General features: G+C 72.8%; 22 protein-coding genes, 1 tRNA gene and 1 other RNA gene. 13 read left to right on the forward strand and 11 right to left on the reverse strand.

What is annotated here, in order from left to right; all coding sequences use genetic code 11:
* Positions 1-11: 11 nt before the first annotated feature.
* The 5 genes from BN3788_RS14875 to BN3788_RS14895 form a co-directional block, all read right to left on the reverse strand.
* Positions 12-1256 carry a beta-ketoacyl-[acyl-carrier-protein] synthase family protein gene (locus tag BN3788_RS14875; protein WP_066587825.1) on the reverse strand — a complete coding sequence of 415 codons (1245 nt, stop codon included), beginning with the start codon at positions 1254-1256 and terminating at the stop codon, positions 12-14.
* 112 nt (positions 1257-1368) lie between these two features.
* On the reverse strand, positions 1369-1617 hold the full coding sequence (locus BN3788_RS14880; RefSeq protein WP_066587827.1) for an acyl carrier protein: 249 nt from the start codon (positions 1615-1617) through the stop codon (positions 1369-1371).
* 76 nt (positions 1618-1693) lie between these two features.
* Positions 1694-2698: a beta-ketoacyl-ACP synthase III gene (locus tag BN3788_RS14885; RefSeq protein ID WP_066587831.1), complete on the reverse strand. Its 1005-nt coding sequence runs from the start codon at positions 2696-2698 to the stop codon at positions 1694-1696.
* A complete protein-coding gene (locus BN3788_RS14890) occupies positions 2695-3675 on the reverse strand; it encodes an ACP S-malonyltransferase (RefSeq protein ID WP_066587834.1) in 981 nt (326 codons plus the stop codon). Before BN3788_RS14890 ends, BN3788_RS14885 begins: the two co-directional genes overlap by 4 nt.
* 107 nt (positions 3676-3782) lie before the next feature.
* Positions 3783-5045 carry a PucR family transcriptional regulator gene (locus BN3788_RS14895; RefSeq protein ID WP_082812961.1) on the reverse strand — a complete coding sequence of 421 codons (1263 nt, stop codon included), beginning with the start codon at positions 5043-5045 and terminating at the stop codon, positions 3783-3785.
* A gap of 242 nt (positions 5046-5287) precedes the next feature.
* Between BN3788_RS14895 and BN3788_RS14900 the strand changes: the two genes are divergently transcribed.
* Positions 5288-5851, forward strand: coding sequence for a hypothetical protein (locus tag BN3788_RS14900; protein WP_108723866.1), 564 nt, complete (start codon positions 5288-5290; stop codon positions 5849-5851).
* A 98-nt stretch (positions 5852-5949) separates the two neighbouring features.
* On the opposite strand, the gene aceE is transcribed toward BN3788_RS14900, so the two are convergent.
* Positions 5950-8694 carry a pyruvate dehydrogenase (acetyl-transferring), homodimeric type gene (aceE, locus tag BN3788_RS14905; protein WP_066587838.1) on the reverse strand — a complete coding sequence of 915 codons (2745 nt, stop codon included), beginning with the start codon at positions 8692-8694 and terminating at the stop codon, positions 5950-5952.
* Positions 8695-8995: 301 nt separating this feature from the next.
* On the opposite strand from aceE, the gene BN3788_RS14910 reads away from it, so the two are divergent.
* The 7 genes from BN3788_RS14910 (at position 8996) to BN3788_RS14940 (ending at position 14153) form a co-directional block, all read left to right on the forward strand.
* Positions 8996-9418, forward strand: a complete 423-nt coding sequence (locus BN3788_RS14910) for a DUF3052 domain-containing protein (protein WP_066587841.1) — start codon at positions 8996-8998, stop codon at positions 9416-9418.
* Positions 9419-9420: 2 nt separating this feature from the next.
* The gene (locus BN3788_RS14915) at positions 9421-9894 is read left to right on the forward strand and encodes a peroxiredoxin (protein WP_066587845.1); all 474 of its coding nucleotides are present in this window, start codon (positions 9421-9423) and stop codon (positions 9892-9894) included.
* A gap of 61 nt (positions 9895-9955) precedes the next feature.
* Positions 9956-10029 (forward strand) — tRNA-Val (locus tag BN3788_RS14920).
* A 63-nt stretch (positions 10030-10092) separates the two neighbouring features.
* Positions 10093-10917: an MOSC domain-containing protein gene (locus BN3788_RS14925; RefSeq protein ID WP_066587847.1), complete on the forward strand. Its 825-nt coding sequence runs from the start codon at positions 10093-10095 to the stop codon at positions 10915-10917.
* A gap of 64 nt (positions 10918-10981) precedes the next feature.
* Positions 10982-12202 (forward strand): Nif3-like dinuclear metal center hexameric protein, encoded by a 1221-nt coding sequence (locus tag BN3788_RS14930; protein ID WP_066587849.1) that lies wholly within the window; start codon positions 10982-10984, stop codon positions 12200-12202.
* Entirely contained in the window at positions 12199-12939 is a 741-nt protein-coding gene (locus BN3788_RS14935; RefSeq protein WP_066587851.1) for a zinc ribbon domain-containing protein, read from the forward strand. The genes BN3788_RS14930 and BN3788_RS14935 overlap by 4 nt, the downstream gene beginning before the upstream one ends.
* Complete coding sequence (locus BN3788_RS14940) at positions 12939-14153, forward strand: bifunctional RNase H/acid phosphatase (RefSeq protein ID WP_066587852.1); 1215 nt, start codon at positions 12939-12941, stop codon at positions 14151-14153. The genes BN3788_RS14935 and BN3788_RS14940 overlap by 1 nt, the downstream gene beginning before the upstream one ends.
* Positions 14154-14196: 43 nt before the next feature.
* Here BN3788_RS14940 and BN3788_RS14945 read toward each other — a convergent pair whose 3' ends face one another.
* The gene (locus BN3788_RS14945; RefSeq protein WP_066587854.1) at positions 14197-14973 is read right to left on the reverse strand and encodes a YaaA family protein; all 777 of its coding nucleotides are present in this window, start codon (positions 14971-14973) and stop codon (positions 14197-14199) included.
* A 95-nt stretch (positions 14974-15068) separates the two neighbouring features.
* On the opposite strand from BN3788_RS14945, the gene rnpB reads away from it, so the two are divergent.
* The 3 genes from rnpB (at position 15069) to BN3788_RS14960 (ending at position 16568) form a co-directional block, all read left to right on the forward strand.
* Positions 15069-15452, forward strand: an RNA gene (gene rnpB, locus BN3788_RS14950) — RNase P RNA component class A.
* A gap of 104 nt (positions 15453-15556) precedes the next feature.
* A complete protein-coding gene (locus BN3788_RS14955) occupies positions 15557-16114 on the forward strand; it encodes an isochorismatase family protein (RefSeq protein ID WP_066587856.1) in 558 nt (185 codons plus the stop codon).
* 61 nt (positions 16115-16175) lie between these two features.
* A complete protein-coding gene (locus BN3788_RS14960) occupies positions 16176-16568 on the forward strand; it encodes a RidA family protein (protein WP_066587858.1) in 393 nt (130 codons plus the stop codon).
* A gap of 3 nt (positions 16569-16571) precedes the next feature.
* On the opposite strand, the gene BN3788_RS14965 is transcribed toward BN3788_RS14960, so the two are convergent.
* On the reverse strand, positions 16572-16982 hold the full coding sequence (locus tag BN3788_RS14965) for a VOC family protein (protein ID WP_066587860.1): 411 nt from the start codon (positions 16980-16982) through the stop codon (positions 16572-16574).
* A gap of 111 nt (positions 16983-17093) precedes the next feature.
* Between BN3788_RS14965 and BN3788_RS14970 the strand changes: the two genes are divergently transcribed.
* Both BN3788_RS14970 and BN3788_RS14975 read left to right on the forward strand, forming a co-directional pair.
* On the forward strand, positions 17094-17606 hold the full coding sequence (locus BN3788_RS14970; protein WP_066587865.1) for a hypothetical protein: 513 nt from the start codon (positions 17094-17096) through the stop codon (positions 17604-17606).
* Positions 17607-17740: 134 nt separating this feature from the next.
* Positions 17741-17920: an Rv0909 family putative TA system antitoxin gene (locus BN3788_RS14975; RefSeq protein ID WP_066587867.1), complete on the forward strand. Its 180-nt coding sequence runs from the start codon at positions 17741-17743 to the stop codon at positions 17918-17920.
* A 65-nt stretch (positions 17921-17985) separates the two neighbouring features.
* Here the strand turns inward: BN3788_RS14975 and BN3788_RS14980 are convergent, their stop codons facing one another.
* The 3 genes from BN3788_RS14980 to map all read right to left on the reverse strand — a co-directional run bounded on the left by BN3788_RS14980 (position 17986) and on the right by map (position 20726).
* Complete coding sequence (locus BN3788_RS14980) at positions 17986-18774, reverse strand: MBL fold metallo-hydrolase (protein ID WP_066587869.1); 789 nt, start codon at positions 18772-18774, stop codon at positions 17986-17988.
* Positions 18775-19017: 243 nt separating this feature from the next.
* The gene (gene ppgK / locus BN3788_RS14985; RefSeq protein WP_082812963.1) at positions 19018-19857 is read right to left on the reverse strand and encodes a polyphosphate--glucose phosphotransferase; all 840 of its coding nucleotides are present in this window, start codon (positions 19855-19857) and stop codon (positions 19018-19020) included.
* Positions 19854-20726: a type I methionyl aminopeptidase gene (map, locus tag BN3788_RS14990; RefSeq protein WP_390620154.1), complete on the reverse strand. Its 873-nt coding sequence runs from the start codon at positions 20724-20726 to the stop codon at positions 19854-19856. The genes ppgK and map overlap by 4 nt, the downstream gene beginning before the upstream one ends.
* Positions 20727-20729 lie beyond the last annotated feature (3 nt).

Below are 20729 nucleotides of genomic sequence, written 5' to 3' on the forward strand. Positions count from 1 at the left end.
GCAGGGCGCGGTCAGGCGCTCGTGACGACCAATGCCACGTTGTGCCCGCCGAAGCCGAACGAGTTGTTGATCGCGGCCACCTGGCCGGTGCGGAGATCTCGCGGCTTGTCCCGCACGAGGTCCAGCACCAGCTCGGGGTCCGGGTCGGTGACGTTGATCGTCGGGGGCGCGGTGCGCTCCGAGATGGCGAGCACGGTGAAGATCGTCTCGAGCGCCCCGGCGCCGCCGAGCAGGTGCCCGGTCATCGACTTGGTGGCGGAGAGCGCCACCTGGTCGGCGTCCGCGCCCAGCACCTCGCGGACGCCGCGCGCCTCGATGAGGTCGCCCACCACCGTCGAGGTGGCGTGGGCGTTGACGTGCACGACGTCGGAGGTGGTGACCTGGGCGTTCGTCAGCGCCTGGCGCATCGCCGCGATCTGGCCGCGGCCGTTCGGCTCCGGGGAGGTGATGTGGTAGCCGTCGCTGCTCAAACCGACGCCCGAGATCCGGGCGTACACGCGGGCGCCACGGGCGGCCGCATGCGCGGCGCTCTCGAGGACCACCACGGCGGCGCCCTCGCCCAGCACGAAGCCGTCGCGGCTCACGTCGTAGGGCCGGGACGCGCCAGCGGGGTCGTCATTGCGCAATGACACGGTGCGCGAGGCGGCGAACGCGGCGATCGGCAGCGGGTGGATCGCCGCCTCGGTGCCGCCGGCCACCACCACGTCGGCCCTGCCGGAGCGGATCATCTCGACGGCGTAGCCGATCGCCTCGGCGCCCGAGGCACAGGCGGAGACGAGGGCGTGGGCGCCCGCGCGGGCGCCGAGCTCCAGCTCGACGTAGGCGGCGGGGGAGTTGGGCATGAGCATGGGCACCGTCATCGGCAGGACACGCCGGGCGCCCTTCTCCCGGAGCGTGTCCCAGCCGTCGAGCGTGGTCCAGATGCCGCCGATGCCCGAGGACACCACGGCGCCGAGCCGGTCCGGGTCGACCTCCGGCTTGCCGGCGTCTCCCCAGGCCTCGCGCGTCGCGATGATCGCGTACTGCGCAGAGGGGTCCATGCGCTTGATCTCCTGGCGCGGGAGCACCTCGGATGGGTGGACCTTGATCTGCGCCGCGAAGGTCACAGGGAGGTCATAGGTCTCGACCCAGTCGTTCTCGAAGGGCCGGGCTCCGGACTCGCCTGCGAGGGCAGCCCGCCAGGTGCTGGCCACATCCCCGCCCAGCGGGGTGGTGGCGCCCAGGCCGGTGACGACGACGTCGGTGACGGGGGTCATGGCTGCTCCAGTTCGGTGGGGTGCGCGGCCAAGACCTGACCGTCAGGGCGCCGGTGGACGGCGCCGCGACGGCCAGGCCTGGACGCGGTCGAGCATGTGGGGCGGGCGAAGATCAGGCCTGCGCCTTGGCGATGAAGGTCACGGCGTCGCCGACCGTCGCGAGGTTCTTGACCTCGTCGTCGGGGATCCGCACGTCGAACTTCTCCTCGGCGAGGGTCACGATCGTCATCATCGACAGCGAGTCGATGTCGAGGTCGTCGGTGAAGGACTTCTCGGGCAGGACGGAGTCGGTGGGAAGGCCGGTCTCCTCGCTGACGATCTCGGCCAGTCCGGCCAGGATCTCCTGCTCGCTGTGCGCCATCGGTGTTCTCCTTGGTTCGGTGATGTGGGGGTGAACGGGGCTGAACGCTACCGGGCGACGCACGCCGCCGGGGCGGTCAGGGCAGGACGACGACCTGGGCGGCGTAGACGAGGCCGGCGCCGAAGCCGATCTGCAGGGCCAGCGCTCCGCTCGACACCTGACCCTCGCGCAGCAGCCGCTCGGTCGCGAGCGGGATGGAGGCGGCCGACGTGTTGCCCGTGTCGGCGATATCGCGCGCCACCGCCACCGACTCCGGCAGCTTCAGCTGCTTGATCATCTGGTCGATGATCCGCATGTTCGCCTGGTGGGGGATGAACGCGTCGATCTGGTCGGCCGTGACACCCGCGGCGTCCAGGGCCTTCTGCGCGACGGGGGCCATCTGCCACACCGCCCACTTGAAGACACTCTGGCCCTCCTGGCGCAGGGTGGGCCAGCCGGCGCCGTTGTCCCGGGTGTCGAGCCAGGAGTGGGTCTGGCGGATCGCCTGGGACTGCGAGCCGTCCGAGCCCCACACCGTGGGGCCGATGCCGGGGTAGTCCGACGCGCCGATGACCACGGCGCCCGCGCCGTCACCGAGCAGGAACGAGATGCTGCGGTCCGTCGGGTCGACGAAGTCGCTCATCTTCTCCGCGCCGATCACCAGCACGTTGCGGGCCGCGCCGGAGCGGACGAGCGCGTCGGCCTGCCCAATGCCGTAGCAGTAGCCCGCGCAGGCCGCCGAGATGTCGTAGGCAGCGGCGGGCGTGGCGCCGATCCGGTCGGCGAGGACCGCGGCGGCGGACGGCGTCTGGTGGAAGTAGGTGACGGTGGACACCAGCACCGCGTCGATGTCGGCGCCGGTGAGGCCGGCGTCCTTGATCGCGGCGTTGGCGGCCTCCTCGGCGAGGTCGAGCACGCCGGTGCCCTCGGCGGCACGGCGTCGCGTGACGATGCCGGTGCGCTGGCGGATCCACTCGTCGGAGGAGTCGATCGGGCCGGCCAGGTCGTCATTCGTCACGACGCGCTCGCCGCGCATGACACCCAGCCCGAGGATGCGGGAGTGCGCCGGTCCGGTGGACTGCGTGAGTGTGGGACGGGTCACGAGGAGGTCTCCTGGCTGATCGGGGCAGCGTGGCGGGCGATGAGGTCGCGGGCGGCCTCGAGATCGGTCGGGGACTTGAGCGCCACCGTCTCCACCCCGGGCAGCGTACGCCGGGCCAGCCCGGTGAGGACCCCACCGGGGGCGAGCTCGAGCAGTCCCGTGACGCCGAGCCGCAGTAGCGTCTCCTGGCACAGGTCCCAGCGCACCGGGGCGACGATCTGCTGCGCGATGCGGTGCAGCACGTCCGAGGCGGCGCCCAGCGGGCCGTGCTCGCCGGGGAGGTCGCCGTAGGCCGCGCCGTCGGCGTCGGAGAGCAGGACCGTCCGGGGGTCGCGCGCCGCGCGGGCGGCGGCCACCGGCGCGAAGCCGTCGAGCGCGGACTGCATGAACGGGGTGTGGAACGCGCCGGCGACCTGGAGCGGGATGACCCGGGCGCGGGCCGGCGGGTCCTCGGCGAGCGCGGCGAGCCCCTCCAGCGAGCCTGCCGCGACGACCTGGCCGCCGCCGTTCACATTCGCGGGCCACAGCCCCGCCGCGGCGATGGCCGCGAGCACCTGCTCCGGGTCGCCGCCGACCACGGCGCTCATGCCCGTGGCCTCCGCGGCCGCGGCCTGGGCCATCAGGGCGGCGCGCACGGTGACGAGGCTGACCGCGTCCTCGTCGGTGAGCACTCCGGCGACGGCGGCCGCGGTGAGCTCTCCGACGGAGTGGCCTGCGGTGACGCCAGCGACAGCCGAGGCGTCCTGGCCGTCGAGGACTGCGCGCAGGGCCACGAGGGACATGGTCACGATGAGCGGCTGCGCGACGGCGGTGTCCCGGATCGTCTCAGCGTCAGAGGTGACTCCGTGCGCCCTCAGGTCCACCCCGGCGGCCTCCGAGAAGGCAGCGACACGCCCGGCTGCGCCCTCGAGTTCGAGCCATGGGGCGAGCATTCCGGGGGACTGGGAGCCCTGACCTGGGCACACGATGGCAAGCACGTGTCGACTATGCCGTCCAGGGACCTTCGGGCGGTCCCCACGACGCGCACCAACCTTCGGTCAGGCCGTTGTGTCGACCCTACAAAGGCCCTGCGGGCTCGCGGTCCTCACCCGTCGGAGCCGAGCCGCCCGAGCGCGAGCGCGGTCTGCAGCACATAGGACTCTCGCGGGTCGAGCGGGTCCCAGCCAGTCACATCGGCGACCCGGCGCAGGCGGTAGCGGACGGTATTGGGGTGGACGTACAGGGTGCGCGCGGCGGCCTCGAGCGAGCGGCCCGCCCCGAGGTACGCCGAGAGCGTCTCCAGCAGCGATCCCGTGCTCGCGGCCAGTGGGACGTATGCCTGGGCCACCAGCATGCGGCGCGCGGTGGCATCGCCGATGAGCACCCGCTCGGGCAGCAGGTCGTCGGCCTGCACCGGGCGCGGCGCCTGCTCCCAGGCCGGAGCCGCGATCAGCCCAGAGAACGCGGCACGGGCCGAGCGGGCCGAGTCGACGACATGCTGCACCGTCGGGCCGATCACCACGGGCCCGGGCCCGAACTTGGGCAGCAGCGAGACCGCCGCCGCCGCGAGGTCCCCCTCGCCGCCCAGGAAGACGACCAGCCGATCGCCCTGTATCCCCACCAGGGCGTCCTCGGCGGCGCGGCGCGTGGCACGGCGCAGGTCGGCGGTGCGGACATCGTCCAGCGGAGACGTCGTGGTGCCCACCATCACCAGCGTCTGGCCGCGTCCCACCCAGCCGAGCGCCGCCACCCGGGAGCGCAACGAGTCGTCCACGTCGCCGCGCACCAGCGCGTCCACGACGAGCGCCTCGAGGCGCGCGTCCCAGGCGCCGCGGCTCTCGGCCGCGCGGGCGTAGACCTCGGCGGCGGAGAACGCGACCTCTCGGGAGTACCGCAGGACGGCCTCCCGCAGGTCGCGCTCGGCCCCCGGCGCCGCGAGCTGGTCGCTGTGCCCTTCGACGACGTCGACCAGCACGCGCACGAGCTGAAGGGTGTGCTGCAGGGAGATGGAGCGCGTGAGCTCGGGCGGCGCCGCCGCGAAGATCTCCCCGACGCCGTGCGGCGGGCTCGACGGGTCGCTGAACCACGTGACGAACGCGGTGATCCCGGCCTGCGCCACGAGGCCCACCGAGGAGCGGTCCTCCGCCGGGAGCGCGCGGTACCAGTCGAGGTCCTCGTCGAGCCTGCGCATCGCTGCGGCCGGGAGGAGCCCGTTCCCATCGCGCACGCGCCGGAGCGTCTCGATGCCGGCCCGCTGCGCGGGCGCCGGACGCTTGCTCGCCGGGTTGTCCGAGACGTCCGAATCGTGATCGCGGGCGGGCGTCGACGCTCCGGCGGAGGGGGTGGGGTGGCGACGCTGCGAGACCATGGGCCGAGCATAAGGGCCGAGTTGTGGGAAGTCGACAAAAGCGTGGTGGGGTGCGAACGTGCGACAACCGGCGCGTGGGGGAGCGCGAGGCGGGGGTGAGCGACTAAGGTCGCGTCATGGCTCTCCTGCCGCGACTCCGTCAGCTCATGCGCCGCCCCTCGTCGGCGTCGCGGGTCGGTGCGCGGCGTCCGACCAAGACTGCGCGCCGGGGGGACACCTTGCACGAGGACGCTCTGCGCTCTGTGCTGAGCGACGACCCGAACAACGAGCGGGCCTTCCGTGCTCTGGCGGAGATCGTCCGCCGTCGCGCGGCCGAGCCCGAGGGGTCCGAGCACGACCCGCTCACGCGGGCGCTGCCCGACGGGGAGCGCCAACGCGCCGCCGACCTGGCGGTCTGGTCCCTCGGCGAGGAGCTCGCCGGGAACCCCCGTGCCTGGTACCCGCTCGTCGAGGTGGCGCGCCTGTCGGTGCGCGACGACCACGAGGGCACCCTGCGCCGGCTGACCACGGCCGCCGAGCGCGACCCCACCGGCCGCGCGCTGGCGGAAGGGCTCAAGGTGCTGCGTGAGGCGGACAAGCCCGTGGACGCGCTCTGGCTCGGCGTCGGCCACTGGCGCCCGCGCGAGCACGACCTCGAGGTCGGCAGGCAGCTCGTCCTGGCCTCGCTCGAGGCGGGCCGCCCGCTCGAGGCCAAGCAGCATCTCGCGTCGCTCGACATGTACCCCGATCCTGACGCCGCGGCCGGGCTCCGGCTCGAGCTCGGCGAGGCCATCGCACATGCGGAGCAGCACTCGCCCGACGCCTGAGGCGCCTCGCCCCGCGAGGACGCCTGGACAACGCTCACAACAGGAAGGCCCCGGACCGCAGATGCGGTCCGGGGCCTTCCCGTTGTCAGGTCAGCGACTCAGGAGTCGCCACCCACGTTGCCGGAGGTGCCGGCGGTGACGTCGTGCAGGCGGTACTGCTCGATCGCCTTGGCGGGAGCGTCCGCGGGGACCTCACCCGTCCGAGCGAGCTGCTGCAGCACCCGGACCGCCACCGACGGACCGTCGATCTTGAAGTGCCGACGGGCAGCCGCACGCGTGTCGGAGAAGCCGAAGCCGTCCGCGCCGAGCGTGGCGTACGTGCCGGGGATCCACGCGCGCACCTGGTCGGGGACGAGGTGGTCGTAGTCCGTCGTCGCGACGAACGGGCCCTCGGCCCCGCGCAGCTTCTGCGTCAGGTACGCCTCGCGCGGCTCCTCGCCGGGCTGCAGGAACGCGTGCGCGTCCGCGGCCAGGCCGTCACGGCGCAGCTCGTTCCAGCTCGTCACAGACCACACCGCGGCGCGCACGCCCCAGTCGTCCGCGAGGAGCTGACGGGCCTCGAGCGCCCACGGCACCGCCACGCCCGACGCGAGGATCTGGGCGCGCGGCCCGTCGCCCTCGGCCGGGGCGATCAGGTGGATGCCCCGCAGGATGCCCTCGACGTCGACGTCCTCCGGCTCGGCCGGCTGGATCATCGGCTCGTTGTACACCGTGAGGTAGTACATGACATCCGGGTCGCGCGGGTCGTCCTGGCCGTACATCCGCTGGATGCCGTCGCGCACGATGTGCCGGATCTCGTACCCGTACGCCGGGTCGTAGTGCACGACGTGCGGCTGGGTGCCCGCGAGCAGCGGCGAGTGCCCGTCGGCGTGCTGCAGGCCCTCGCCCGTGAGCGTGGTGCGGCCTGCGGTGGCGCCGATGAGGAACCCGCGCGTCATCTGGTCGCCGGCGGCCCAGAACTGGTCGCCGGTGCGCTGGAACCCGAACATCGAGTAGTAGAAGTAGAACGGGATCAGCGGCTCGCCGTGCGTCGCATAGGACGTGCCGACCGCCTGGAACGCCGCCGCAGAACCGGCCTCGTTGATGCCGGTGTGCATGATCTGGCCGCTCTCGGACTCCTTGTAGGAGAGCATCAGGTCACGGTCCACCGCGAGGTAGTGCTGGCCGTTCGTGTTGAAGATCTTCGCCGAGGGGAAGATCGCGTCCAGGCCGAACGTGCGGGCCTCGTCCGGGATGATCGGGACGATCCGGTGGCCGAACTCCTTGTCCCGCACCAGGTCCTTGAACAGGCGCACGAGCGCCATCGTGGTGGCGACCTCCTGCGTGCCGGAGCCCTTCTTCAGCAGGTCGTAGGTCTTGTCGTCGGGGAGCTTGACCTGGGTGTGCTTGCTGCGCCGCTCGGGGACGAATCCGCCCAGCGCCCGGCGCCGGTCCAGCATGTACTGGATCGCCGGGTCGTCCTGGCCGGGGTGGTAGTACGGCGGGACGTACGGGTTCTCGTCGATCTGCTCATCCGTGATCGGGATGTGCAGCGAGTCGCGCAGCGTCTTCAGGTCGTCCGACTTGAGCTTCTTCATCTGGTGCGTGGCGTTGCGCCCCGCGAAGCCCGAGCCCAGGCCGTAGCCCTTGATGGTGTGGGCGAGGATGACGGTCGGCTGGCCGGTGTGGGCCGTCGCCGCCGCGTAGGCCGCGTAGAGCTTGCGGTAGTCGTGGCCACCGCGCTTGAGCGCCCAGATCTCGTCGTCGGTCATCTTCTCCACGAGCGCCTTGGTGCGCGGGTCGCGGCCGAAGAAGTGCTCGCGGACGAAGGCGCCGTCGTTCGCCTTGAACGTCTGGTAGTCGCCGTCAGGCGTGACGTTCATGAGGTTGACCAGCGCGCGGTCCTTGTCGGCGTTGAGCAGGACGTCCCACTCGCGGCCCCAGATCACCTTGATGACGTTCCAGCCGGCGCCGCGGAACTGCGCCTCGAGCTCCTGGATGATCTTGCCGTTGCCGCGCACCGGGCCGTCCAGGCGCTGCAGGTTGCAGTTGACGACGAACGTCAGGTTGTCGAGGCCCTGCTGCGCCGCGAGCTGCAGCATGCCGCGGCTCTCGGGCTCGTCCATCTCGCCGTCGCCCAGGAACGCCCAGACGTTCTGCTGGCTGGTGTCCTTGATGCCGCGCTCGTGCAGGTAGCGGTTGGTCCACGCCTGGTAGATCGCGGACGCCGGGCCCAGGCCCATCGACACCGTGGGGAACTCCCACAGCTCCGGGGCCAGGCGCGGGTGCGGGTACGACGGCAGGCCGCCGCCCGGGTGCGAGAGCTCCTGGCGGAACCCGTCGAGCTGCTCGGCGGTGAGCCGGCCCTCGAGGAACCCGCGGGCGTACACGCCGGGGGAGGCGTGGCCCTGGAAGTAGACCTGGTCGCCGCCGCCCGGGTGGTCCTTGCCGCGGAAGAAGTGGTTCAGGCCCACCTCGTACAGCGTCGCCACGGAGGCGTACGACGAGATGTGCCCGCCGACCCCGATCCCGGGGCGCTGCGCGCGCGTGACCATGACGGCCGCGTTCCAGCGGATCCACGAGCGGTAACGCCGCTCGAGGACCTCGTCACCCGGGAAGTAGGGCTCCTCGTGGACACCGATGGTGTTCACGTACGGCGTGTTCAGCGACGTCGGGATCGCGACGTTGCGCTCGCGTGCCCGCTTCAGCAGGTTGAGCAGCACGTAGCGCGCGCGAGGCCCGCCCTTGTCGTCGATCAGGCCGTCGAGTGAGTCCACCCACTCGCCGGTCTCCTCGGGGTCGATGTCCGGTACCTGGCTCAGCAAGCCGTTGATGAGCGGACCTGTGTCCTCGGTCGAAGCCACCTGTGCTCCTCGCCTCTCGTTCGCGGCGAGGCCATCAGCCTCAGCGCGCTCTCTTGGCCCGGCGCCGTCGCGGCACGCTGCTGCGGCTCGACAGGTTCGGGTAGTCGCAGCCATTCTCCGACCTCGCAGCCCACAAAGTCACACCGGACACCGAAAATGGGACGTGACGTCCGCGACAGCGGACGCGGGAACGACACGACCAGCCCTTGCCAGAGCACCGTCCGGTGCGGTGGGCTACGGTTTGCGAGCATCAGCAGGTCGCCCTCCCGGGCGGTCGTGACGGAAGGGAACGGGTCAGGACGTGGCATCCACCGCGGACAACGCGGCTGCACAGGCGGCGGGTCGTCTCGGAATCACCTCGGGTCAGGTGATCCAGGAGTTCGGATATGACGACGACGTCGACGGCGGCCTGCGGGGCGCGATCGAGGAGGCCACCGGGGCCGAACTCGTCGACGAGGACTACGACGACGTCACTGACGGCGTCATCATCTGGTGGCGGGACGGCGACGGTGACCTCACCGACATGCTGGTCGACGCGCAGACCGTGCTCGACGACGGGGGGACCATCTGGGTCTTCACGCCGAAGAAGGGCCGCACGGGGCACGTCGACCACGGCGAGCTCGAGGAGGCTGGCACCACAGCCGGCCTGCACGTGACGAGCACCTTCTCCATCGCCGATGACTGGTCGGCCACCCGTCTGGGCTACCGCGGGCGCGGTCGTTGACGGTGACAGCACAGCCGGCGCCGCTCATCGGCGCCCCGGCTCCAGACTTCACCCTCACCGACACCCACGGGACGCCGGTGACGCTCTCCGCGCTGCGGGGAGCCCCGGTCGTCCTCGTGTTCGTGCCGTTCGCGTTCTCGGGCATCTGCACCGGCGAGCTGTGCGAGCTGCGTGACAACATCGCGGCATTCGAGCAAGCGGGCGTCCGGCTCTTCGCGGTCTCCTGCGACCCGACGTTCTCCCAGCGGGCATGGGCCCAGCAGGAGGGCTACACGTTCGACCTGCTCTCCGACTTCTGGCCCCATGGGGAGGTCGCGCGCGCCTATGGCGTGTTCGACGCCGAGCGGGGCCGGGCGCTGCGTGGCAGTTTCCTCATCGACGCCGACGGGGTACTGCGCTGGAGCGTCGTGAACCCCGCAGGGCAGGCGCGTGACCTGGCCGCCTACCGGGCCGCGCTCGACGGCCTGACAGCCTGAGGACGACGGCGCACACGCCTGCCGGGCCACGACCGGGCCGGTAGGCTGTGCGACCGTCGAGGGGCCTGTAGCTCAGCTGGTCAGAGCGCCGCGTTTACACCGCGGAGGTCGCCGGTTCGAAACCGGCCGGGCCCACCCCCAGGAGTCTGCGCGTCATGCGGCGGAGCGGGCGGCGGAGCCCTGCTAGCGTCGGCGTCCGTGCACGTCGGCGAGTTGAACCTGTTCCCTGTGAAGTCCCTGCGTGGCGTCTCGGTCGAGTCCGCCGACGTCGAGCGTTTGGGCCTGGCCGGCGATCGGCGCTGGATGGTGGTGGACGAGCGCGGTGAGACGCTGACGGCGCGCAAGCTCCCTGCGATGCTCGCGATCACCGTCACCCTCGCGCCGCGGGGCATCGTGCTCCACACCGCCGGGCGCGCCCCGCTGAGCGTCCCCGAGCCCGCGGGCCGCGCTGACACGGCCGTCACCCTGTCGCGTCTCGAGGTGGCCACCGCTGCCGACGCCCGTGCGCATGCCTGGCTGTCCGAGGTGCTCGGCCGGCCTGTGCGCCTGGTGTGGCTTGACGACCCGTCCCGTCGGCCGATGTCGCAGGCGCACGGCGGCGGCCCGGGCGACCCGCTGAGCCTCGCCGATGCTGGGCCGCTGCTGCTCACCACGGCGTCGTCGTTGCGCCAGCTCGACGCGTGGGCGGTGGAGGAGGCCCACGCCCGCGGCGAGGCCCCGGCGCCGATCGTGATGGAGCGGTTCCGGCCGAACCTCGTGGTGGCCGGCGACGACGTCGAGCCCTTCGCTGAGGACGCGTGGGGCCGACTCCGGATCGGCGACGTCGAGTACCGGTTCGCCGAGCACTGCGACCGCTGCGTGCTCACCACCGTCGACCCGCACACGCGGCTGCGGGGCAAGGAGCCGCTGCGGTCCCTCGCCCTGCACCGCCGGTGGGACGGCAAGGTGTGGTTCGGCATCCGGGTGGTCCCCGTCGGCGCGGGGCGCGTGGCGGTGGGCGACGAGGTGGTCGTCACCGGCTGAGCGGGCTCAGCCTGATGCTGACGGCCCGTGCTCGGGTGTCCGGACGCCAGGTAGCGTTCATCCCGTGAGCACCCGCCCCGACCAGCACCCGACCCTGGCCGACGTCGTCCGGGTGCTCGACCGGCACTACCCGCCCGGCACCGCCGAGCAGTGGGACTCCGTCGGCCTCATCACCGGTGACCCGGCCCAGCCGGTGCGCAAGGTGCTGCTCGCCGTCGATCCCGTGGACGCTGTCGTCGACGAGGCGATCGCCTGGGGCGCGGACCTCGTCTTCGTGCACCACCCGTTGCTGCTCAAGGGCGTGCACTCCGTCGCGGCGACGACGTTCAAGGGCGCGCTGCTGCACAAGCTGATCCGCTCGGGCGTGGCGCTCTACAACGCGCACACCAACGCCGACGCGGCCGCCGGGGGAGTCGCGGAAGGGCTCGCGAGAGCCGTCGGGCTCGTCGACCTCGCACCGCTCGTCGCGATCCCGGCGGAGCCGCTCGACAAGCATGTCGTCTTCATCCCAGTGGCGGACGCCGGCCGGCTGGTCGACGCGCTGGCCGCGGCCGGCGCCGGCGCCATCGGTGAGTACGCGCGCTGCGCATGGCAGACCACCGGCGAGGGGACGTTCACACCGTCTGATGCCGCGAATCCGGCGATTGGGCGCGCGGGCGAGGCGAGTGCCGTGGTCGAGGCGCGCGTCGAGATGGTCGCCCCGCGACGCCTGCGTGGCGCCGTCATCGCGGCGATGCGCTCGGCGCACCCCTACGAGGAGCCCGCGTTCGACGTGTGGGAGCGGGCCCGCTGGGACGGGCCCACGGGCACGGGCCGCGTCGGCCGGCTGGCCGAGCCGACGACGCTGCGCGGGTTCGCCGAGCGGGTCGCCCGCGCGCTGCCCCCGACCCCGCAGGGCGTGCGATTCGCGGGCGACCCCGACGGGCTCGTCGAGCGGGTCGCGGTCGTCGGCGGATCGGGCGACTCGCTGTTCGACGCGGTGCGGGGCGCGGGCGTCGACGCCTACCTCACCGCGGACCTGCGCCACCACCCGGCCTCCGAGCAGCGCGAACGCGCCGAGTTCGAGGCCGGACCCGGGCGTCCCGCGGTCCCGTACCTCGTGGACGTCGCCCACTACGCGTCGGAGTGGCCCTGGCTCGCCCAGGCCGCCGCCGACCTCCGCACCTCGCTCGAGATCACCGGGACTACGGTGGAGACCAGGGTCAGCACGCTGCGCACCGACCCGTGGACCGACCGTGTCTCGAGCCCGGACCACGTCCCGCCGTCGGAAGGAACCGCACCGTGACCACAGCACCCCCCGAGGAGCAGCGCCGGCTGCTCGACGTCCAGGAGCTCGACACCCGCCTGGACCAGATCGCGCACCGCCGCCGCACGCTCCCCGTGCTCGCGACCCTCGCCGAGCTGGACGGGCGGATCGCCGATCTCGACACCGCCCTCGTCACCTCGCGCACTGCCGCGAACGACCTGCGCCGCGAGCTGAAGAAGGCCGAGACGGACGTCGAGCAGGTGCGCACGCGCGCCGACCGCGACCAGGCCCGCCTCGACTCGGGCTCCGGCAGCCCCAAGGACCTGCAGGCGTTGCAGCACGAGCTGGTCGCTCTGGGTCGGAGGCAGGCCGACCTCGAGGAGGTCGAGCTGGAGGTCATGGAGCGGCTCGAGGCGCATGAGGGCGCCCTGGCGGGGCTCACCCAGGCGCATGACGAGCTCATCGCGCAGCGCGGCGAGCTCGAGGCCGAGCGGGACAAGGCCCTGGCCGAGTTGGACGCGGAGGCGGAGCAGGTCACCGCGAAGCGCGCCGAGACCATCGCGCCGCTCGACGACAAGCTGGTCGCGCTGTATGAGCGGCTGCGCGGGCGGCTCGGCGGTGTCGCCGTGGCGCGGCTGCGGCATGGGCGCTCGGAGGGCAGCGGACTGCAGGTCCCCGGCACCGAGCTGGCGCGGATCAAGGCGCTGCCGGCCGAGGAGATCGTGTTCTGCGAGGACTCGGGCCGGATCCTGGTGCGGGGCGAGGACGCCTACTGATGGACGCCGCCGGGGGGTCGGGGTCGCGCAGGAGGCTGATCGTCGAGGCGGACGGCGGGTCGCGCGGGAACCCTGGCCCTGCCGGATTTGGCGCGCTCGTGCGTGACGCGCGCACCGGCGAGGTGCTGGCCGAGCGTGCCGAGCACCTGGGGCACACCACGAACAACGTCGCCGAGTACTCCGGCCTCGTCGCCGGGCTGCGCGCCGCCGCGGCGATCGACCCCGAGGCCGAGGTGGAGGTCCGCCTCGACTCGCGCTTGGTCGTGGAGCAGATGTCCGGCGCGTGGCAGATCAAGCACACCGAGATGCGCCGGCTCGCGGATCTCGCACGCGCGGTGCTGCCCGCCGAGCGGGTGTCGTACACCTGGGTGCCGCGGGCGCAGAACGCCGCAGCGGACGCGCTCGCCAACGAGGCCATGGACACCGCACGCTCCATCGCGCGCGACCTGGCGCCTCGGGCCGCCGGTGCGGGCCTCAGTGGCGAGGAGGGGGCGCCCGGCGCCCCGGTCCCCGGCCGTGGCCGCCGCCCGTCGGGCGCCGCGCCCCGGTTTGACGACGCCGAGCCGGTCACCGTGGTCTTGCTGCGGCACGGCGAGACCTCGATGACGGCGGCCGGCGGCTACTCGGGATCGTCCGAGCCGGGCCCGCCGCTCAGCGCGCAGGGCCGCCAGCAGGCCGCCGCCGCCGCCGAGCTGATCGAGCGGATCGGCCGCGACCTCTGGGGCGACATCCCGTACCCGACGGAGATCATCGCGTCGCCGATGGTCCGCACGCAGGAGACCGCCGCTGTCGTCTCCGACCGCCTGGGGCTTCCGGTGCGCACGATGGAGCTCGTCAAGGAGGCGGACTTCGGCGAGTGGCAGGGCCTGACCGCCCAAGAGATCGAGCTTCGCTGGCCGGGGCTCCTGGAGCCGTGGCACACCCAGGCGGACGTGCGGCCCCCGGGCGGCGAGTCGATCGTGGACGTCGGTCGGCGCATCGCGCAGGTCTTCGCCGAGCTGTTGGCGGGGGGCGTCGACCGCACGGTCGTGGTGGTGAGCCACGCGGTCTCGATCCGGGCCGCTGTGGGCGTCGCGTTGGGCGCCCAGCCGTCGTCCTGGAGCAGGCTGCGCGTCGCGCCGGCCTCTCTGAGCATCGTGCGGCTGTTCGAGGATGGGCGCACCGAGGTCGCCGTGGCGGGCGCGCCGAGCGAGGGCTGGGCACGCGGGCGCTGACCGGCGCCACCCCGCAGGATGGGCGCCTGGTGAGCTGGCGCTGCTACCGCACCACGAGGGACAGCACGCGGGCGCCGCGGCCGGCGGGGCCGAGCTCGACGTCGTGCAGTTCGGAGCCGACGAGCTCGCCAGCGGCCGCGGCCAGTTGCTCCGCGTCGACCGGCTCGGGCGCCGCGCGGGCCAGCAGGTGCCGGGTGAGGACCCCACGCGTGTGCTTGGCGTGGTGCGAGACGACCGAGCGCTTGCCGTCGAGCTCGCGCAGCACGCGCACCGCCACCCACTGCGGGGCGCGGCTCGGGCGCCATGCCGCCAGGTACGCGGCAGAGCGGCAGTCCACGACGAGCTCCGCCTCCCCACGCGCGTCGAGCTCGGCGGCGAGCGGGTCACGCCAGGCGCGGGCCAACGGGCCGATCCCGGGCAGGTCCACGCCCATCGAGAGGCGGTAGGCGGGGATCTCGTCGTCGGGCGCGACCAGGCCCCAGAGCGCGGAGACGACCCGCACCGACCGGGAGGCGCGCGCCGCCGCGGCGCCGGACAGCCCGGCGAGGCCGGCGGCGGCGTACAGCACGCCGGTGTAGACGTGCGCGGCCGGGGCGGTGGGCGCGACACGCAGGCTCACGTTGCGCGCGACCTCGTCGGCCAGGCTCGCGCCGACTCCGAGCACCGCGATCGCGTCGCCGCGGGCGCTGGCCTCGGCCAGCGCGTCGAGCACCTTCTCCCGCCACGGGTTCAGGGCCGGGGACGACAGCGCCGCGAGGTCGAGCGGGGAGCCCATGGCCGGCGCGGTCTTGCCTTCGGAAGGTGGGAGCAGCACGAGCACCCCCTGACTCTACGGCTCCGACATGGGGTGCCCAGCGGCGTGCGTGGGCGGTGTGCGCTGCCCGTGGGCAGCAGCGGCTAGGCTGGCGGCGCGGATGAGTCAGTCAGGCGGCCGCGTCGAGCCCTCGGGCTCGCCGAGGAACGTCCGGGCTCCATAGAGCGGGGTGGTGGGTAACACCCACCCGGGGTGACCCGCGGGACAGTGCCACAGAGAACAGACCGCCTCGCACGCTCCTCGGAGCAGGCGGGGTCAGGGTGAAACGGTGGTGTAAGAGACCACCAGCGTGCCGGGTGACCGGTGCGGCTAGGTAAACCCCACCCGGAGCAAGGTCAGACAGGGAGTGCTTGAGGGCTGCTCGCCCGAGCTCCCGGGTAGACCGCTGGAGGCGTGCGGCAACGCACGTCGTAGATGGATGGTCGCCACCCGTGTCCGGGCAACTGGGCACGGGGACAGAACCCGGCGTACGACTGGCTCATCCGCGCTTTCTCCTTCGCCGCCGCACGCGTGTCGGTGGGTCGTTCTAGGGTGATCTTCACCACATGTGAACGCCGCTGTGCTGAACGTCGCTGTGCGAGGAGATCCCATGACCACGCTGACCGGCCGTCCGAACACCGCGCTGCTCGTGATCGACATGCAGAACGGCGTCGTCGACGGGGCGCATGAGCGCACGTCCACCACCGCCCGCATCGCCGCACTGGTCGAGCGGGCTCGCGACGAGCGGGTCCCGGTCATCTGGGTGCGGCACTCCGACGAGGACATGCCGCTCGGCTCCGACTCCTGGCAGGGCATCCCCGAGCTGGTCCGCGACGACGCGGAGCCACTCGTCCACAAGGCCTACGGCGACTCGTTCGAGGGGACCGACCTCGACGACGTGCTGGGCCGGGCGGGCGTCGGGCGGCTCGTGGTGACGGGCGCCGAGTCGGACGCCTGCGTCCGCTCCACCATCCACGGCGCGTTCACGCGCGGCTACGACGTGACCCTCGTCAGCGACGCGCACACGACCGGCGACAAGTCGGCGTGGGGCGCGCCACCCCCCGAGCAGGTCATCGCGCACACCAATCTCTACTGGGGGTTCCAGGCCGCGCCCGGCCGCCTCGCGGCAGTCGTCCCGTCCGCGGACGTGGCGTTCCGGGGCGCCTGACCGCATTCCCCGATCCGACGCACGGTCCAGCAGGCACGCCCGCCCCAGGAAGGACTCGATCATGAGCAGTCATCTCACACCGGTCGACCCACCCGAGCTGCATCAGAACCCAGCCTTCACGCAGGGCATGATCGTGCCCGCCGGGCCGGTGCTCTACGTCGGCGGGCAGAACGGAGCCGACGGCTCGGGCGAGCTGCTCGACGGGCTCGGAGCGCAGACAGAGCAGGCGTTCCGCAACTTGCTGGCCGTCCTCGCGCACGCCGGCACGGGCCCCGAGCACGTGGCGAGGCTGACGATCTACCTCGCCGCCGGGATCGACCCCACCGAGGCCTACGCCGCGACGGCTTCGGTGTGGGGCAACAGGCGCACGGCGGTGACGGTCCTGGCGGTCACCCCGGCGCGACCGGGCGCCCTCGTGGAGATCGACGCGATCGCCGCCGTCCCCGAGGGCTGAGGGTCAGGAGAGCGCTTCAGCGGCGGCCTGGTCGGCGGAGAGGTCCGACGGCGTGGACCGGAGCAGGCAGAACTCGTTGCCCTCCGGGTCGGCGAGCACGACCCATGTCACGTCCGGGCCCTGCCCCACGTCGACGCGCCGCGCGCCCATCGCGAGCAGTCGCTCGAGCTCGGCGGCCTGGTCCGATCCGTCCAGGGGCCGCAGGTCGAGGTGGAGCCTGTTCTTGACGGCCTTCTCCTCGGGGACGCGGATGAACAGCAGGCCGAGTTCCTGCGGGTTCTGCGGCGATGGCGCGAGCCACGCCTCGTCCTCGTCGTCGGACTCCGCCTCCCGCCCCAGCGCCTCGGCCCACCATGCCGCGAGGGCTGTGGGGTCGTGGGAGTCGATCACGAGCTCGCTCAGCAGGATGCCCATGGCGTGGACGATAGGCAGTGCTGTGCGCGTCAGCAAGGGATGAGGGCCTGGCTGAGGCCGCGTTCCGCGCGTCCCGACTGTCCGGATCGCCCCTTCTGGGAAGATCGCGGGATGGCCACATCGCTGATCGCTTGGGGATCCACCGTCGTCGATGCCGCTGTGGACCCCGATTGGCTCGGGTGGGCGGTGGTGCTGGGGCCGGCGGCCACGCTGTGCGCGGGAGCGGTCGCCGGGGTTGTCGCGTACCTCGCCGTCGCGCAGCGCCGTCGTGCGGACGCGAAGGCCGAGTGGTGGCGGCGGACCCAGTGGGCACTTGACGAGGTGCTCTCGGGCGCGCCCGAACGGCGGCGGGTGGGGGTGGCGGTGCTGTATCGACTGGCGGAGAGCGAGCTGGCCGCGCCGGAGGACCTCGAGGTGTTCGACGCGGCATGGGGCCTGCTGCTCGGGGTGGGGGGCCCGGTGGCAGCGGCGGCGCCCGCTCCGACGGTGATCGAGGTGACGGCGGCGCGGGGTCGGCTGCTCACCGACCGGCGACGGGGACGCCCCACGCCCGTGTGGGTGGAACGGCTCGCGTCGGGATCATCCGAGGTGTCGGAGCGGGACGCGGCCGACGACCGGGTCTGAGTGTTGCCGCGCCGGGCGGCGGTGGCGCTGGGCTGCGGCGGGGGATGGCCAGACGCCAGATGCATGCGGGGCAGCCGCGGCGGACGATGGGGAGTGGGCCCGCATGGGCTCAGCCTCGACGGAAGGACGATCTCATGGGGATCGACGACATGAAGGACAAGGCCTCGGAAGCGGCGCAGAGCGAGAAGGCCGAGGGGGTCAGCGACAAGGGCCTCGACAAGGCCGAGTCTGCCGCCTCGAACGTCGCGGAAGGCCATGAGGACAAGGTGTCGCAGGCTCGTGACAAGGGGGACGAGGCGCTCGGCAACGAGTGAGACCCCCCGCCGATCGGCTCCGGGCTGCCTCGGCAGCCTCGGGGCCGTCGCTGTGCCCAGGCCTCTCAGTGGCGGAGGCGTTCGACGTGCTTGCGGTGCTCCTCGGCGAGCCACGGGGTGCGCAGGCGGTCGGCGTCGGGGGTGCGGCCCCGTGCGAGCGCCTCCAGGGAGCGGCGGTCGGCGGCGAGGCGGCGGGCGAGCTCGGCGCCGTCGCCCACGTGGCCGTGTCCGGGGATGACAGTGCGGACGCCGTGGTCGGCGGCGGCGCGCTCCAGGGTGTCGAGGGCTGCGCGGTAGTCGTCCAGCGGGTCGGCCGCGTCGGTGTCCAGCAGGGGGATCTCCAGGTCGGAGAGCATGTCGCCCGCCAGCAGGGTCGCGGCGTGGGGCAGGACGAGGGCGGCGTGGCCAGGCGCATGCGCGCGGTGTCGCACGATGACGGCCTGTGGGCCGTCCCAGGGGAGCTCCGTGGCATCTGCGGGCAGCGCCGTGAGACGGCCGAACAGGGCCGGGTCGTGGCCGGGGGTCGCGGCATCGGCCGCCGCCAGGTCGGCGTCGCGGGTGCGTCGTTGCGCCTCGACGGCCTCCGCGGTCGCCCAGCGCGGGGCGCCGCACCACGCCTGGTGCCACAGCACGTGGTCCCAGTGCGGATGGGTGGCGAATCCGGCGGTGACGCGCCACCCCCGTCGGATCGCCTCGTGGGCCCGCGCGTCCAGCTCGGCGAGGCTGATGCCCGGGTCGATCAGCAGGCAGGCACCGTGGGGCGCGACGACGGCGGTGGTGAGGCTTGTCCAGATGGTGGCCGTCGCCGTCCAGATTCCGTCTGCGACCTGCGTGAACGTCGGAACGGCAGTCATCGCTCGATCGTATGCCCGCCCAGATGAGAACACCCTCATCGGACATTCCACCCAGAAAGCGGTCTCTTCTGAGAGGCTCAGGACAAGGACGTGAGCCGCCGCCTCCCCCCCGCAGCAGGCTCGCGTTGCGGTCGCCCAGCGACCGACAAACGGCGGCATCCCGGGTCAGGGATGCCGCCGTTTGTTGTCTGCCCAGCTTGTTGTCTGCGCACCGCGTCTGCCGGGCGGAGTGGGCGCCCAGCCTCAGTGCGAGGCGTCCGCCGCCAACGACGCGGCGCCCACGATGCCCGCGGCGTTCCGCAGGGTCGCCGGCACGATGGGCGTGCGCAGCTTGAGCAGCGGCAAGAACTTCTCGTAGTGCTTGCTGACTCCGCCGCCCACCACGATCAGGTCGGGCCAGAAGAGGTTCTCCACCACGCTGTAGTAGCGCTGCAGCCGCTCGGCCCACTGCTCCCAGCTGAGATCCTCCCGGTCGCGGGCGCTCTCCGCCGCGCGGCTCTCCGCATCGTGGCCATCGATCTCCAGGTGCCCCAGCTCGGTGTTCGGCACCAGGCGCCCGTCGACCACGAGCGCCGAGCCGATGCCGGTGCCGAGCGTCGTCACCAGCACCACGCCCGAGACCCCGCGCGCCGCGCCGTACAGCGTCTCCGCGTACCCGGCTGCGTCCGCGTCGTTGACCGCCACGACGGTGCGGCCCGTCGCGTCGGCGATGACGTCCTCGACGTCCGTGCCGATCCACGACGAGTCCACGTTGGCGGCGGACTGCGCGACGCCGTGCAGGATGACCGCCGGGAAGGTCACACCCACCGGCACGTCCTTCGGCAGGTGGAAGGCCTCGATGACCTCGGCGACAGTCTTCGCGACAGCGCCCGGTGTCGCGGGCTGCGGGGTGGGGATGCGGACCCGCTCACCCGCGAACTCGCCCTTCGCCAGGTCGACCGGTGCGCCCTTGATGCCGCTGCCGCCGATGTCGATGCCGAACGCGGTGGTGGGCCGCTCGGCGAGCTTGTGGCGGTGCTTGCCGTGCTGGTGGTCGTGCTTGTGGCCGTGCTTGTCAGCGTGGTGATCGTCGTGGTGGTTCATGGCAGCGTCAGCACCTCGGCTCCGGTCTCGGTCACGACCAGCGTGTGCTCGAACTGCGCACTGCGCTGGCGGTCGGCCGTGACGACGGTCCATCCGTCGTCCCACATCTCCCACTCCGGGGTCCCCAGGTTGAGCATGGGCTCGATGGTGAAGACCATGCCGGGCTCCATCACTGTGGCGTAGTTCGGCGCCGCGTCGTAGTGGGGGACCACCAGCCCGGTGTGGAACGCCTCGCCCACCCCGTGGCCCGTGTAGTCGCGCACCACGCCGTATCCGAACCGCTGCGCGTACTTCTCGATGACCCGGCCGATCACGTTGATCTCCCGGCCGGGCTTCACCGCTTTGATGGCCCGGTTGAGCGACTCGCGGGTGCGCTCGACGAGCAGCGCTGACTCCTCGTCGAGCTCGCCGACGCCGAACGTCGCGTTGTTGTCCCCGTGCCCCCCGCCGATGTAGGCGGTGATGTCGATGTTCACCAGGTCGCCGTCCTGCAGCACCGTCGAGTCGGGGATGCCGTGGCAGATGACCTCGTTCACGGAGGTGCACAGCGACTTCGGGAACCCGCGGTAGCCGAGGGTGGACGGGTAGGCGTGGTGGTCCATGAGGAACTCGTGGCCCACCCGGTCGAGGGCGTCGGTGGTGACGCCAGGCGCCACGTGGCGGCCGACCTCCTCCAGGGCCTGGGCCGCGATGCGCGCGGCCACCCGGATCCGCTCGAGGACCTCCGGCGCCGGGATGTCGCTGCCGGTGAAGGGCGTGGGCGCCGGGCGGCCCACGTACTCCGGGCGCGGGATCGACGCCGGGACCTGCAGCTGCGGGCTGATGGTCCCCGGGACGAGGGCGGCTCTCGGCGCGTGCACGGTCGACATAGA

The sequence above is a fragment of the Cellulomonas timonensis genome (assembly GCF_900046455.1).
GTDB classification, from domain to species: Bacteria; Actinomycetota; Actinomycetes; order Actinomycetales; family Cellulomonadaceae; genus Cellulomonas_A; species Cellulomonas_A timonensis.

Excerpts from the sequence above, each read along its gene's own strand:
- map (WP_390620154.1), bottom strand. The coding sequence starts at position 20,726 with ATGTCGACCGTGCACGCGCCGAGAGCCGCCCTCGTCCCGGGGACCATC.
- ppgK (WP_082812963.1), bottom strand. The coding sequence starts at position 19,857 with ATGAACCACCACGACGATCACCACGCTGACAAGCACGGCCACAAGCAC.
- BN3788_RS14875 (WP_066587825.1), bottom strand. The coding sequence starts at position 1,256 with ATGACCCCCGTCACCGACGTCGTCGTCACCGGCCTGGGCGCCACCACC.
- BN3788_RS14965 (WP_066587860.1), bottom strand. The coding sequence starts at position 16,982 with ATGGGCATCCTGCTGAGCGAGCTCGTGATCGACTCCCACGACCCCACA.
- BN3788_RS14940 (WP_066587852.1), top strand. The coding sequence starts at position 12,939 with ATGGACGCCGCCGGGGGGTCGGGGTCGCGCAGGAGGCTGATCGTCGAG.
- BN3788_RS14970 (WP_066587865.1), top strand. The coding sequence starts at position 17,094 with ATGGCCACATCGCTGATCGCTTGGGGATCCACCGTCGTCGATGCCGCT.
- BN3788_RS14880 (WP_066587827.1), bottom strand. The coding sequence starts at position 1,617 with ATGGCGCACAGCGAGCAGGAGATCCTGGCCGGACTGGCCGAGATCGTC.
- BN3788_RS14975 (WP_066587867.1), top strand. The coding sequence starts at position 17,741 with ATGGGGATCGACGACATGAAGGACAAGGCCTCGGAAGCGGCGCAGAGC.
- BN3788_RS14955 (WP_066587856.1), top strand. The coding sequence starts at position 15,557 with ATGACCACGCTGACCGGCCGTCCGAACACCGCGCTGCTCGTGATCGAC.
- BN3788_RS14980 (WP_066587869.1), bottom strand. The coding sequence starts at position 18,774 with ATGACTGCCGTTCCGACGTTCACGCAGGTCGCAGACGGAATCTGGACG.
- BN3788_RS14960 (WP_066587858.1), top strand. The coding sequence starts at position 16,176 with ATGAGCAGTCATCTCACACCGGTCGACCCACCCGAGCTGCATCAGAAC.
- BN3788_RS14895 (WP_082812961.1), bottom strand. The coding sequence starts at position 5,045 with ATGGTCTCGCAGCGTCGCCACCCCACCCCCTCCGCCGGAGCGTCGACG.